The 12,956-nt window shown below is 39.0% G+C and carries 11 protein-coding genes; 6 read left to right on the top strand and 5 right to left on the bottom strand.

Going from position 1 to position 12,956, the window contains the following annotated elements; all coding sequences use genetic code 11:
- Positions 1–445: 445 nt before the first annotated feature.
- The 3 genes from V7149_RS04850 to V7149_RS04860 are packed head-to-tail and all read left to right on the top strand — an operon-like array spanning position 446 to position 2,437.
- The gene (locus tag V7149_RS04850; protein WP_335344523.1) at positions 446–1,432 is read left to right on the top strand and encodes an Ig-like domain-containing protein; all 987 of its coding nucleotides are present in this window, start codon (positions 446–448) and stop codon (positions 1,430–1,432) included.
- Between the two features lies 1 nt (position 1,433).
- Positions 1,434–2,165: an Ig-like domain-containing protein gene (locus tag V7149_RS04855; RefSeq protein WP_335344524.1), complete on the top strand. Its 732-nt coding sequence runs from the start codon at positions 1,434–1,436 to the stop codon at positions 2,163–2,165.
- Positions 2,165–2,437 (top strand): hypothetical protein, encoded by a 273-nt coding sequence (locus V7149_RS04860; RefSeq protein WP_335344525.1) that lies wholly within the window; start codon positions 2,165–2,167, stop codon positions 2,435–2,437. Before V7149_RS04855 ends, V7149_RS04860 begins: the two co-directional genes overlap by 1 nt.
- Positions 2,438–2,696: 259 nt before the next feature.
- Here the strand turns inward: V7149_RS04860 and V7149_RS04865 are convergent, their stop codons facing one another.
- The 4 genes from V7149_RS04865 to V7149_RS04880 all read right to left on the bottom strand — a co-directional run bounded on the left by V7149_RS04865 (position 2,697) and on the right by V7149_RS04880 (position 7,540).
- A complete protein-coding gene (locus V7149_RS04865; RefSeq protein ID WP_335344526.1) occupies positions 2,697–4,538 on the bottom strand; it encodes a hypothetical protein in 1,842 nt (613 codons plus the stop codon).
- Between the two features lie 233 nt (positions 4,539–4,771).
- Entirely contained in the window at positions 4,772–6,154 is a 1,383-nt protein-coding gene (locus tag V7149_RS04870; protein ID WP_335344527.1) for a S41 family peptidase, read from the bottom strand.
- Positions 6,155–6,289: 135 nt separating this feature from the next.
- A complete protein-coding gene (locus tag V7149_RS04875; protein WP_335344528.1) occupies positions 6,290–7,042 on the bottom strand; it encodes an NUDIX hydrolase in 753 nt (250 codons plus the stop codon).
- 321 nt (positions 7,043–7,363) lie between these two features.
- Positions 7,364–7,540 (bottom strand): hypothetical protein, encoded by a 177-nt coding sequence (locus V7149_RS04880; RefSeq protein ID WP_335344529.1) that lies wholly within the window; start codon positions 7,538–7,540, stop codon positions 7,364–7,366.
- Between the two features lie 242 nt (positions 7,541–7,782).
- Here V7149_RS04880 and V7149_RS04885 point away from each other — a divergent pair, with 242 nt between their 5' ends.
- On the top strand, positions 7,783–9,201 hold the full coding sequence (locus tag V7149_RS04885; protein WP_335344530.1) for a short-chain fatty acid transporter: 1,419 nt from the start codon (positions 7,783–7,785) through the stop codon (positions 9,199–9,201).
- A 462-nt stretch (positions 9,202–9,663) separates the two neighbouring features.
- Here the strand turns inward: V7149_RS04885 and V7149_RS04890 are convergent, their stop codons facing one another.
- Positions 9,664–10,638: a nuclease-related domain-containing protein gene (locus tag V7149_RS04890; RefSeq protein ID WP_335344531.1), complete on the bottom strand. Its 975-nt coding sequence runs from the start codon at positions 10,636–10,638 to the stop codon at positions 9,664–9,666.
- A gap of 436 nt (positions 10,639–11,074) precedes the next feature.
- Here V7149_RS04890 and V7149_RS04895 point away from each other — a divergent pair, with 436 nt between their 5' ends.
- Both V7149_RS04895 and V7149_RS04900 read left to right on the top strand, forming a co-directional pair.
- Complete coding sequence (locus V7149_RS04895) at positions 11,075–11,701, top strand: hypothetical protein (protein ID WP_335344532.1); 627 nt, start codon at positions 11,075–11,077, stop codon at positions 11,699–11,701.
- A gap of 200 nt (positions 11,702–11,901) precedes the next feature.
- Positions 11,902–12,786, top strand: coding sequence for a helix-turn-helix domain-containing protein (locus V7149_RS04900; protein WP_335344533.1), 885 nt, complete (start codon positions 11,902–11,904; stop codon positions 12,784–12,786).
- The last annotated feature ends 170 nt before the right edge of the window (positions 12,787–12,956 follow it).

Raw genomic sequence — 12,956 nt, forward strand, 5'->3', positions numbered from 1 at the left:
GCCCACCCCCGACAAGCATAAGACGAGCCGTCGAGAAGGTTGTACTTTAACCTTCTTGGCGGATCGGCCTATGACCTCGAGGGGGTAGGCGCTGAAGCTAGACATTTCTCAAACTTGAAAAATGTAAATATATTTTTTCCCTAAATGCACACCCTTTAATTCTATGCAAGAACAAAAAAAAATTGCATATAAAATAAAAAAATGGTTCAATTAGAAAATTTTTCATGTATTTTTCCGTATTATTTGGTACACTAGGGTTAAGAAGGTTTTCTCCCAAATGGATGCTTTCTTTAACTTGTATAGTACGCTTGTACTAACCTTCGCTTCAGCGTTCAGGAAAAGCCGCCAATTATGGCGGCTTTTTCCTTTTTTTCGGTAGAGAAATGTCGAATTTCGTTGTATAGTAAGACTAACGAAACATTACATATGAAGGTGGTTAATGACAATGAAGACAGCCAAGGTGATGGGAGTTATGATCATTTTACTTCTATCTATTATAGGACCCGCGTTTCACAACCATGCCAGGGCCACTACTTATCCCCAAATCGAAAAAACCATTCCTGCAGCTGGGGATCAGAATGTTCCGATCGATACAGACATTAAAATCGAGTTTAATAGCAACATTGTAAATGTGTCCTCACAATATATAAGATTATATGAAAGAACGAATGGCACCTATTATGATTTTCCGATTAAAAATGTGCGGAAAGATGGGAAAACATTAATTATCATTCCAGAGAATATGATGGATTTCAATAAGGAATACCTTGTACAAATGAATGCTCCAGCCGTGGAGCTGCAAAACGGGACATATTATCAATCTCTTTCGTACTCCTTTCATACGAACTTCATTGATTTCTATGAACTCATGGTCGTGAACGAAAGAAGGCTGACGAATTTACTGGATGACTATGCTCCTAGGCAAATTAAAGCCTTCGCACCAGAGAGATATATAAATGAAATTAATATTATGCATAAGAAGCCCGGAGCAATGAAGGATGACCAAACTTCCTTTAGCGGTATCACGAATATTGATATTACAACGAAGAGTGATGATGTCGATACGGTACACGTTGATATTATGAGGAATGGAAAAGTCCTGCAAAAGGGGTTTGCTGATCCAGTGCCTCCAAAAACGAAAGGATCAGCACAAAGGACATTGATGTTCGATATTGGTTTTTCAAAGGTTCCTGACTTCTTTGATGTTCGTGTAACCGTTCAAAATAAAGATCAGAAAACGATCGACTCTAAAATAATCAAGTTTGCTACAGAAGAAGGCAAAATAATTAACTCCTATAAGGAGTCCTTTAAGTACCAAACAGCTGGGAAGGGCTACACCTTCTATGAACTCCTGTCCAATGATAAATTGTTCACCACCCTTCTATCTGAAAGCTTAATGCAGGATATTAAAGTACAGGTTGAGGACAGGTAGAATGAGAAGAGCATTCCTTCTTATTAGTATGGTTGCTATTATTGTCGTATTTCCTGGAATTCTAACAGGACAAGCTTCGGTTGAACAGGTTGTATTAGATGAGCGGACCATTAAGGATCCATTGAAGAGCTGGTCCATAACTTTTACTGCACCGGTTAACAAAGGAACGGTTAAGAAGCAAAACTTCTATATTATAGATAATAGCCAGAAGAAGCTTACGACAAAACTGCGTCTCTCTGCTGATGAAAGCAAAGTAACGATTACACCGGAAACTCCTTATAAGGAAGGCGTTCAATATTATTTGTACATTAAAGGGAATGTAAAAACGGGTAAGAGTACATTTTTGAATGAACATACGGTTTTGCCTTTTAAGCTGGTTACAAAAGAGAGCACCAATAAAGGGACAATCAGTCCGACAAAAACTGACAATCGACAGGTTTCAACAAACAGTAGTAAAGGTGACCCTAGTTCCAGTACTACTCCAAATTCAAACCAGAAAGATACAAAGTTGGTGAGTACCCAGACCAAACGCCATTCACACTTTGTTGAAATCTCAGTTAAAGTTAGCGACCAGGTGGTAAAGGTGAAGGCAGGTAGTAATGAATTTGAGTATAAGGGAAATAACCTGTTCGTCCTTTATAAACCAGACCTGAAAAAAGGCGAAAACCTGACGATCAAAGGGTATAGCATATCCAATAAGGTGCTAGAGACAAAGGAGATCGTGATCCCATAATGGCAAAAAAGGCTCTAATCAATACTTTCATTTTTACCCTCATTATCATTAACCTGATTATCTGGCCAATGCTTTTTAGTGAGTTCAAAAAGGGAAATAAAGCTGCCGGTGAACAAGGTAAGGCTCAAGAGTCGGTCCTGGGTGATGATCCCCATGATTCGACAGAAACCGAGTCTAACAGTGAAGTTACCGAATTAGATGAGGAAAGTGAAGATTTACCTCAAGCAAACCAACAAAACGAAAATATTTTCAAAATTCTTCGGATTGAATGAAACCTTTTTGATAGTCAAAACGTCTTATAGATGGACACTAGTAATGGATTGTTCCAATGGCTAGTGCTTACCTAACTGGGCAGAGTTATCTGCCGAACTTTTGTCAGTATCCCGGATTAAGGGTGCTGGCTTTTTTTGTTTTATTTTTAATATACCGGGTGACTAAATCCTTCCAACCTCAACCTATTATTAATCCTCTCCAACTAGAAAAACTCCGGTAGCTATGATCATCTACCGGAGCTGTATGTTATTTAATAACCTAAACCGGACTATGAGTTGCCGTTGGGGCGACCTCCACCACTGCAGGATGTTCCGTTTCTTCATTTCTCATTTCTACCTTATTATTGTCTTTTAATTGTGGTGTACTTTCATCATTTCCTGACTTTTGCCTTTCCAGCAGACCTAATAGAAGGTTAATCCCATTTTCCCGTTGTTTCGCGTTTTCTTTTCTTGCCTGCTCTTTATTCCCTTGGTCTACCTTCTCTGAATTATTGTCAGGCTTCGGCTCTTGAGGTTTTTGGCCTTGGTTATCATTGCCTTGCTCTGGTTTTGCAGGATTTTCTTTTTCTGGCTTATCCTGACCTGGGTTATCTTTGTTTTCTTGATCCTTTCCTTTCTCTAGCTCCTGATCACCCTTTTCGGATTCCTCTTCGTTTTCATTCCCGTCTTCCCCTTCATTACCTTCTTCTAGCCCTTCTTTATCTTTATCAGCAGTCTCTTCCTTGTCCTCTCCATCTTCTTCAGCTTCTTCGTCCTCTGGCTCTTCCTCTTCTATTACCTCATCTTCACCTTCACCAGTTTCTTGCTCCTGATCAAGCTCTGCCTCAGCTGCTTCGTTAGCTTCCTTCTCTAACTGCGCTTTTTCCCTTTCCTCTTCTTCCTTTGCAAGCCTTTCTTTTTCCAATTTAGCTTTCTCTTCTTCTTGTTTAATTTCTTGGTCTAGTTCAAGTATTGCTTTTTCAATGGCGGACATGTCTTTGGTATCAAGGGTTATTTTTTCAATGTCTTTGACGACACCTGCTAACTTTTCTAATAATAGCTGGATCTGCTCCTCTGATAAGTCAGTTGACTTCTCCAGATATTCTTTAAGTGCACCCATTCCTGCAAATAAACTGTCCTTTTGCTCTTGCAATGCTTTCATGTCGGCAATGTGCTGGTCAATTACTGCGATTTGATCATTTAATGCTGCGATTTGCGCTTTAATACTTTCTATTGAAGCTAACAACTCTACATTCGCTTGTCGAAGTTCTTCCATGGCCGTTTGCAGTTCTACAGCATTATTATTCAGCTGAATAATTTGCTCACCGGTAGTAGCTAGCTTTTCTTCCAGATTGCTAATAAATTCTTCCGTTTTTGCTTTTTCCGTATTCATTTGCAGTAAGATGTCCTCAAAAAACTGCGGCTCAAATTTACAATCTTGGATGGCCACATCTTTTATTTCAAGAATGTATTCAATAATTTCATTTATTTCATCTAGTTTTTCTTGAATTTGGTCCCGGGCTTTAGGAAAAACCTCTGTAATGATTTCTTCCAATTGTGTCACCATTTCATCAATCTCTTTGGTGATTTCATCAAGCGCTTTTATTTCTTCCTCATTAGCAGTAATGGTGTTTTGAAGAGTGTTCATTATGTTTTCTAAAGCGGCAATGTCTGCCTTTAATTGTACTTGAGCTCCCTGAAGTCCATCGATTGTATTCATATCCAAACCAGATTCTTGGGATGGAGCGGCGACATCTGCTTCCCCAGTTTCATCTCCTGCTTCTGTTTCAGCATCTTTCTTCAGGCTGTCTAATTTCTTATTCATGGACTCCACGTCCAGTTCCGCCACTTTTCCTAAGGCCTCGTCCAATATGGCCTTCGCTTCCTCTTGAAGCACAACTGTACGATCTCGCATCTGCTCAATCGTCTGAGGAAAAATAAAGCATGCAGAAATATCCACTTCCTGTTCTTTAACTGAATTAAACTCGCTGTATGTAGGCGATACTAAATGCCCGCTTCCTAATATCAGGGATGAAACAGCTACACTAGACGAAAAAGCCTTAAACATTCTTTTCCTTTGTTTTCTCTTATTACTCCTATGTCGAGAAGACCTTGGCACCAATGTGATGTCCTCCTTTTTTATTCGTTATATAGAACAATTAGATTAAAAAAATAAGCAACTTGAACATGCCCATTGAATTATATTCTATATTATACAATAAATAATCTGAATTTTAAATAGAAAACGAACATTTTTTTCTTTTTAAAGAACATATAGTTTGGTAATGGCCCTCTTCCTTGTTCTCAATAACATTAGAAAACCCAGGATTTCTCCCGGGTTCACATAGCTATTTCTTATTTAACTGTTACCTCTAAATAAATTCCATTCTGCATTTGCTTCGCACTTTTGCTTGTCCATTTCGGATGGATCATGAGCAAATATTTCCCCTTTGATTGCAAATGCGCTTTCGGAGTGATAGTCATTTTATAATCATCCGCTATTTTCACATCAACCGGTACTTCCTTGCCGCCTAATTGAATAAGCTGTACGTCTCCGGCATTTAATTTAGACCAATCCATTTGCATGTTCATTTGAACGGTAAATGTTTTAGTTACCGGAACATCCTTTAGTGTAGGCAGCTTTTGATAGGTTGAGTGTTTCGCAAGTAGTTGATCTCTATGCGAGACGATTAATTCCTCTCCCACGGCCGTTTCAATATTTGGAGTGACTCCTACTTCATGAACGGGAATCCCTTTCGGTGAAAAGAATCGTGCTGTTGTTAATTTTAACGTGCTGCTATCACTTAGTTGGAATAGGGACTGCATGGACCCTTTTCCAAAGGAAGTTTGTCCGTATAAGGTTGCCCCTTTTTGTTCTTTGACAGAGACGGCGACCATTTCAGAAGCACTTGCGCTATATTCATTGATGAGAATATGCGTTGGGATTGTAAACTTGACCTTTTGCGGAAGAGCCGCGTAAACCTCAGGCCGTTCTTTCTTGTATCTCAGTTGAAAGGCGTTCGTTACGTTAGGAAATAGGCCAGCTACTTCCTGAGCCGTGGAAACATAGCCTCCTCCGTTGTTTCGAAGATCGAAAATCCATCCTTTTGCACCCGGTAATTTTCCAATGGCATTCGTAATGTCCTCTGTTGCTTCTTGAGAGAAGCTGTGAAGGCGAATATAACCGATATCCCCTCCGAGCATTTGATACTCGACATTCGGAATCCTGATCAATTCTCTAGTTAACGTCTTTGTGACCCTTTCATTTGTGTCGACTGAAATATATTGCAGCGTGACAGTAGTACCCGCTTCGCCCGTGATAATCGAAACGGCTTTTTGCACGGATTGTCCGGCTAAGCTCGTTCCATTGGCACCGATAATAATATCTCCTGCCTTCAACCCAGCCCGATCAGCTGGACCGTTTTGGATCACGGATATGATCTTGACTCCCTTTGGATCCTCATCCAGAACGATCCCAACTCCCACTAACTGCTGCTCAATGCCATTCGTAAATTGGTTAAACTCTTGAGCTGACATATAGACGGAATAAGGGTCCAAATGCTCCGTGATTTCCTTCGCAGTCGGCTTGGATAAAACCGATGCCGGCACGTCCTCTATGTAATATTCCTTAATCAAATCTCGTATTTCCTGGATTGGTTCAGCTGCCGAAACAGAAGTCACATTCGACAACAGCAATAAAACTAGCAAAAAACTAACATACTTTTTAAAATTCCCCATTGGTGCTCCCCCCTTGTTGTCAAACACCGTTCGCAGTTGTAACTGGAAGATTCGAACACGTACGGCAGATAATGACATTATGTATTAAGTCCTATTTTAGTATATTTATGGATGGAATTATAGTTATATTTTTCCCTATGATTCTGTATACTTCACTAGAATCGGAGCTAGGTAATCAACCATCGGGGATGACTCATTTTTGATGAAGGCTTCTACAGCTGATTTTTCAATAGGAACAAATAGAAGATCATCAAACTCCGGCTGCTGTCCCATTTCTATTAAATGATGATTATAAGTAAGGAATCGGGCATGAACCTCTGCGGCTGTGTACTCAACAGATAGTTCATAAATAATTGCCCAAAAATCATGTGTACCTTTACGCTTTATGTATTTCGGGATAAAAGAGCGAGTGGATGGTGAGTGAATGTCTAATCCGAGCTCTTCTTTAATTTCTTTGCTGATATTTTTCTCTAAATTAAATGTTGTATCTTCTAGGTCCGATTCATCCAGTCCTCCTCCTGGAAATTGTAGGCGGACAGGTGTAGAGGTTGTCTTATTCATTCGGCCAATGGCCATTTTTTTATCGCTCGTTATGACCGCGGCGCACGTATAAATGACTTTGCATGGCTCCTCGCAGTCTTCATGGTTTAGTGTGTATAGATAATGTTTATAGTCAGTCTTAACCACCGTAACGACAAGCTCTTCCTCTGTTTGCTCGATATTCATAATCGTAAAGACTTCTCCGTTGCGTAAGGAGGGGTTCGTTTTCGTTTGTTTTTCCCAATAAAGTTCATGCTGCTGTCGGATTTCATGTGGCAGATTGATAGGGATAGGATCCAGTTTTACTTTTACAATCGCTGGTGCATTTTCAATGATTATTGGATTCATGAGGGGGTTCCTTTCTTGGCATTTTTTTAACTATGGTTATTACTTCATATTACGCTTTGTAAGTGTGTTTGGGTGAAGTATTGGCAGTTTAGGTGGTTTTAAGGTAAATTTTTAGCTAATTTATGAGGTTTCGTCTGCTAATTCGGGTAGATTGTCCGCCAAATGAAGTGCCTTGGCAGCCTACATGTAATTTGTCAGCCAAATATAGGGGTTTATCAGCCAATTCATGCTGTTTATCAGCCAATGTCCCAGAAGGGCAATAATTTAAGCCCTTTTCTCAAGAGGATCAACTTACTCCAGCAGCGGCCATGCTGATATATTTTACAAAGGAGTGAAGACCTTTAACGTCTTTGAAGTCAATAGAGTAGTCGGATTTCTTCGATAAAGCAATCGATTCTCGAATAGCAAGAGGATGCTCATGGCGAATACATAGTAAAAATTCCTCACTAAAGAATGATGGGCTACTTCGATAAAAGACTTGATGTCACGAAGTTCCATGATACTACTTCTCTCCCTTTATTCGAAATTAGAATAAAGTATATTCTATTTATGAATTTTACTAATATTCAAACAAAATGTAAAATCTTCCATGGGGGCAATCATAGGGGGTAATGGTATAAGCAAGTTTTGGAAGCGGTTTCAGTCTAATGAGGGAGAAGACAAAAGCGAAGTTTATAGTTGTATCAGAGGTGGAAAGGTAAAATAAATAGTCAAAATTTTTACGAAGGGTGTGACTCTTGATGAAGAAAGATAAAGTAAATACAGAGCAAGAAGGGCTTTTAGCTCGTATGGGCTTTTCACTCGCAAACTGGAGTGAGAGGTGGTTCCCAGATGCCTATATTTTCGCTGCAATTGCAGTCGTTTTGATCGCTATTATTGCCTTATTAATGGGAAGGACTCCTGTCGAAATTGGAGTTGATTTTGGAACACACTATTGGGATTTAATCCCTTTTACTATGCAAATGGCCTTTATAATTATTACAGGTTATGTGGTCGCTTCTTCTAAACCGGTTCATAAACTTATCGCTAAGCTTGCTGAAATCCCTAAATCAACAAAGGGAGCAGTAGCCTTTGTCGCCTTCTTTTCCATGTTTACGTCTCTCTTAAGCTGGGGTTTTAGCATGATTTTTAGCGGAATTCTAATAAAAGAGATTAGTAAACGAGTAAAAGGTGTCGATTACCGGGCAATGGGCGCCGCGGGATTCCTTGGACTTGGAAGCGTTTGGGCATTGGGCCTTTCCTCTTCTGCAGCCTTATTGATGGCAACGAAAGCATCGATTCCTCCTGCTTTATACGAAATTAGTGGGACGATTTCCATGTCAGAAACCATTTTTACCTGGCAAAATTTAGTCATGATTGTCGTTCTCATTGTTTTATCCGTTTGGATTGCGTATGTGTCTGCCCCGGGTAAAGACAAAGCGAAAACTGCCGAAATGGCGGGAATTGATTATGGCAGAATAGGAAATCTTGATGAGACGAAGAAGAAAGCTGAGCGCCCTGGAGAGTGGTTTGAATACAGCCCAATCTTAAATTTAATATTAGTTGCGATTGGTTCAGTTTATATCATTCACGTCATTTCGAAAACGGGACCGATTGCTGCACTGAATCTTAATAACTATAACTTTATGTTATTAATGATAGGATTGCTTTTGCACTGGACACCTAGAAACTTCTTGAACTCAGTTTCTAATTCAGTGCCTGCTATTGGTGGGGTACTCATACAATTTCCACTTTATGCTGGGATTTTCGGAATCTTAATGAACTCTGGACTGAATGATGTTTTAGTAAAATTCTTTCTTTCCATTTCAACAGAAAATTCATTTCCGTTCATTGCCGGCGTATATTCAGCCATTTTAGGGCTTTTCCTCCCTTCAGGCGGGGGAAAATGGATCGTAGAAGCGCCGTACCTGCTTGAAGCCGCAAAAGAATTAAATGTCAGCATGGCCTGGATTGTGCAGGTATATAATGCATCCGAAGCACTTCCTAACATGGTCAACCCATTCTTTATGCTGCCTTTATTAGGTGTATTGGGAGTTAAAGCAAGAGATCTCGCAGGATATTCTATTTTGCAATTAATCTTCCACGCACCAGTTGTCCTTATACTAGTTTGGCTTCTGGCAAAAACAATGCCATATGTGGCTCCGGTATTTGCTGGGTAATTCGGATTAAAATATTTTTGCCCCTTCTGTTTTGATTACAGTGGGGGTTTTGTCTTTTTATCGTAGTTGAATTGTGGCAAGGAGCCTGTCCCCGTGGTGACACTCTCCATTTTGGGTAAAATGCATTTTTAACCCTGGTTTTTTTCTTAAAGAGTGCTATTTTTCATTGGAAGAGTGCTTTTTATCAAATTTTTCTAAGAAATCTAGTGAAATTTCTCAAATATGCTATTAAAAAATCTCCTCTGAGGGAGATTTAGTAGATTTGTCAGCTAATTTAGGAGGTTTGTCAGCCAATTTAAGTGGTTTATCAGCCAAATTTGATAGTTTGTCAGCCAATTCGGTGGCGCGCAACCCATTCATGCAGTTTATCAGCCAATTCTGCAGCGCACAAACCATTCATGTAGTTTATCGCCAATTATGCGGTGCGCAGCCCATTCATAAGGATGAAGCCAAAACTGCTAGTCAATCCAGCCACATCGGAATCATATATCCTCTATTCTTTTTTTCTCCAAAAGATTCAGGACAAACTGAGGTTAAAATTTTCCTAGTCACTGACTCTGATTCGATTCCCAGAAATGTTCTTAGTTCCATATTTGTAATAGTTGGTCCAAACAATAACGCGTAATCTTCAAGTGCTTGCAGATGGGCAGTGGGATCTGCCTGGTTACATCTCGTGCATTTCCAAGTCCCCCATTCTCTTCGCATGGAGAATGACAAACAGCTATTGCAATATACTCCAGTCACAATCTCCTCTTTTCCAATTTGGAACTTGGCCAGAATATCCTGATTAAAGGGTACATGTTTTTTTAATAGCAGCCGGAAAATGGCATTTAGCTCTTTTTTGGTTAAGAGGTTCGATTTGTGTTTTTTCTCAATCTCTTCAACTTTAAAGGGAAGTGCAGCTGAGTGGATTACATTTCTCAGCAGGTTGGAATATTGCGGATTCGTTTGTATCGTGGTCGATGGAGAACTGATGACTACAAATGGAATGATTGGAGCGGATGGAAACCGATGACTATTTAACCACAATCGAAGTTGACGGGTCTGTCTATTTGCTTGGGTGATCGGATCAGAATAGGCTTTACTTTCGTTTTGATTGGTGCGCAATAATTGATGGAATTCCTGGTCGAAAAACAAGGTCCCTGAGAAGTTTTTTGTTTCGAGGATTAAATGGAATTTCAGGGTAAGGATTAAGGTATCTATTTGGAAAAAACGCATTTTATGATCCTGTAATCTTAAACCGTGGAAAATGTAGTAGTTTTCAGACGGCAGGAAGGTTAAATGATAATCAAGCGCCTGCTCCCCGCGAAAACCCGCTTTCTTTTTTGCCAAATCTTCCGCTATTAATTGCTTTTTGGGATGAGCAGGCAGTATTCTCCTATCCAAAGCCTCTAATTTTCGTAATGTGATCGGCTTTTTTCTCTCTTTTTTAATCAATATGACACTCCTCTCTCGTATTTGAAGTTATTAATTCGATATTTTGTTGTGAATTCCTCTAAATGAATGGACCTTTTTTATTTGTCAGCCAGATTCGATAGTTTATCAGCCAATTATGCATGTTTATCAGCCAGATTTGGTAGTTTGTCAGCCAATTATGAAGGTTTATCAGCCAATTTAAGCAAGTTGTCAGCCAATTCCGTTTTGTCATCTTTTTAAGCGCGAATGGCCTCCCCCAAAACTGCCGCTTCCCGCCAAAAGGTATCTCTCCATATTCATTCCTATTCGATAAAATGACAAATATTTCAAATAATATATTACTAATGTTTCAGAAAAAGGTTTCCCTGTATCAATCCTTTTTCCAATTTTTCTAAGAAACGCGTTTAGAAGGCATGAAAATCAATAAGATTAATACAATTTATTAGGGGGGATCAGCATGAAATGGAAACCAGATTGGCTTTTGCACGTTATTCTTGCATATGTAATGGTCAGCGGAATTACTTTCTGGCTGCCAGTGATTCGGGGGCTATTCGATGGCCGCTCCTATACATGGTCAGGCTGGCTTGGAATAGGAGGCAGCGGAATCACCGGGCACTATTGGCTCCTGCTGATTTTCACCGCATTGCTGATTACAGTCATTTTTCTCGGATGGAGAGGCGCCCGCAAGCCATTTCATTGGTTATTATTGCTGTGGTTTATCCTGTTGGTCACTGAATCAGGCTCGTGGTTTTTCTCCTCAGAAACTGTTCATTTTCGGGGGGACACATTAGGAACGGACATACCGGTAGGAAAAACCATTTTTCCTTTCGATCTTCTCTTTTTAGGCTTATCTATCCGATGGATGATCCGGGATATACGGACTCAACGATCCTACTTATATCCTTTATGGATAAAACCAAATCGAAATTTGCTGCTTTTCTCCCTCTGTCTTTTGCCGCTGCAATTCTTTATTCTAAGGTATTTTGACCAATATCCAATATATGATCAAATTGGGGTTATAGTAACGGTCTTTCAATGGATAGTATTGAATCTAGCATTTTATCCATGGAGAAACCGACCTTGAGAAATACTTACAGATCCATAAGTCTGTTGTATAATTAATAACTATATTACGATAGTAAATACTAATTCAATAATCGGCCGCTTTAAAAATAAAATTATCGAATACTATTGAATTTTCGAAATTTAGGTCACCTTTCCCTGTAAAAAGAGACAAGGAATATGTTACTATTGAATTAGAGATTGTTGAAATGAGGGATTTATATGAAGCTAGAGAAATATTTATTTGGAGAAATCCTCCAATCCTTTCGGCAATACAAAAACTTAACGGTAGAGGAATTAGCCGAAGGAATCTGCACAGTAGAAGAATTAATCTCATTCGAAAAAGAACGATCCTACCCCACCATAGATGTGCTCTATAAATTCTCGAAAAAGCTCGATATGGAGCTAACCTATTTTTTCGATATCGCTTCCAAGACAACTGTCCATTACCCAAATGCAGTTATTCAACTAATAGAAAAGTTTAAAAGAGATCGTAATTACGAAGCAATCAGCAATATCATTCAACAAGAAGAAGACAGCCCCTTATTTACTCAAAAATCCTTAAAGCAATATTTGATGTGGCATCAGGGAATTTGTTACTACTATTTGAATAGGAATGCTGATAATGCTTTTGATACTTTGAGTAAGGCCATCGCAATAACAAATCCAAAACGTGTATCTCTTTCTGAAAGGGAAATTGAAATTCTCACAAGTATTGGGATTATTTTTTATGAAATTAAAAATTATCGAAGTGCCGTGACCATTTTTCTTGAGGCCTTAAATAATATAGAAAATCTCCCACACATTTTAAATATGAAAGGGAAATTAAGGATTTTATTTGGCTTATCTCAAGCGTATACAAAATTAGATATGTATGAAGAATCTCTTTCTTATTGTTATAAAGGACTAAATCTCTGCTTTAACGAAGAGCTGCTTTATCTCTTAAATGAATTTCATTACCAAATTGGACATAACTACGTTCAACTGGGGGAAGTTGAAAAAGGAAAACACTATTTAGACGAGTGCCTTCACCTGTTAAAATTGGAGAAAAAGACAAAATTACTAAGTATTATGGAAAGTGAGATTGCTAATCTACTTAACTCTTGATACAATCTATTTAACTTAAAAATATGGTAAAGCTGGTGAAAATATGAAAAAACTTTTAAAAGTATCTGCACTATCATTATCCATCTTAGGACTGGGTGCTTTCGGTTCTAATATTAACTTGGCTGATTACCCTACTCAACATAGCATTGGCGGAGTTAAGGTAGCTGATT

The organism is Bacillus sp. JJ1503, assembly GCF_036965125.1.
In the GTDB taxonomy this organism is placed as follows: Bacteria; Bacillota; Bacilli; order Bacillales; family Cytobacillaceae; genus Cytobacillus.

What these genes read in the sequence shown, in the direction of transcription:
- V7149_RS04885 (WP_335344530.1), top strand. Translation starts at nt 7,783, where the DNA reads ATGAAGAAAGATAAAGTAAATACAGAGCAAGAAGGGCTTTTAGCTCGT.
- V7149_RS04875 (WP_335344528.1), bottom strand. Translation starts at nt 7,042, where the DNA reads ATGAATCCAATAATCATTGAAAATGCACCAGCGATTGTAAAAGTAAAA.
- V7149_RS04855 (WP_335344524.1), top strand. Translation starts at nt 1,434, where the DNA reads ATGAGAAGAGCATTCCTTCTTATTAGTATGGTTGCTATTATTGTCGTA.
- V7149_RS04850 (WP_335344523.1), top strand. Translation starts at nt 446, where the DNA reads ATGAAGACAGCCAAGGTGATGGGAGTTATGATCATTTTACTTCTATCT.
- V7149_RS04860 (WP_335344525.1), top strand. Translation starts at nt 2,165, where the DNA reads ATGGCAAAAAAGGCTCTAATCAATACTTTCATTTTTACCCTCATTATC.
- V7149_RS04870 (WP_335344527.1), bottom strand. Translation starts at nt 6,154, where the DNA reads ATGGGGAATTTTAAAAAGTATGTTAGTTTTTTGCTAGTTTTATTGCTG.
- V7149_RS04895 (WP_335344532.1), top strand. Translation starts at nt 11,075, where the DNA reads ATGAAATGGAAACCAGATTGGCTTTTGCACGTTATTCTTGCATATGTA.
- V7149_RS04900 (WP_335344533.1), top strand. Translation starts at nt 11,902, where the DNA reads ATGAAGCTAGAGAAATATTTATTTGGAGAAATCCTCCAATCCTTTCGG.
- V7149_RS04880 (WP_335344529.1), bottom strand. Translation starts at nt 7,540, where the DNA reads ATGGAACTTCGTGACATCAAGTCTTTTATCGAAGTAGCCCATCATTCT.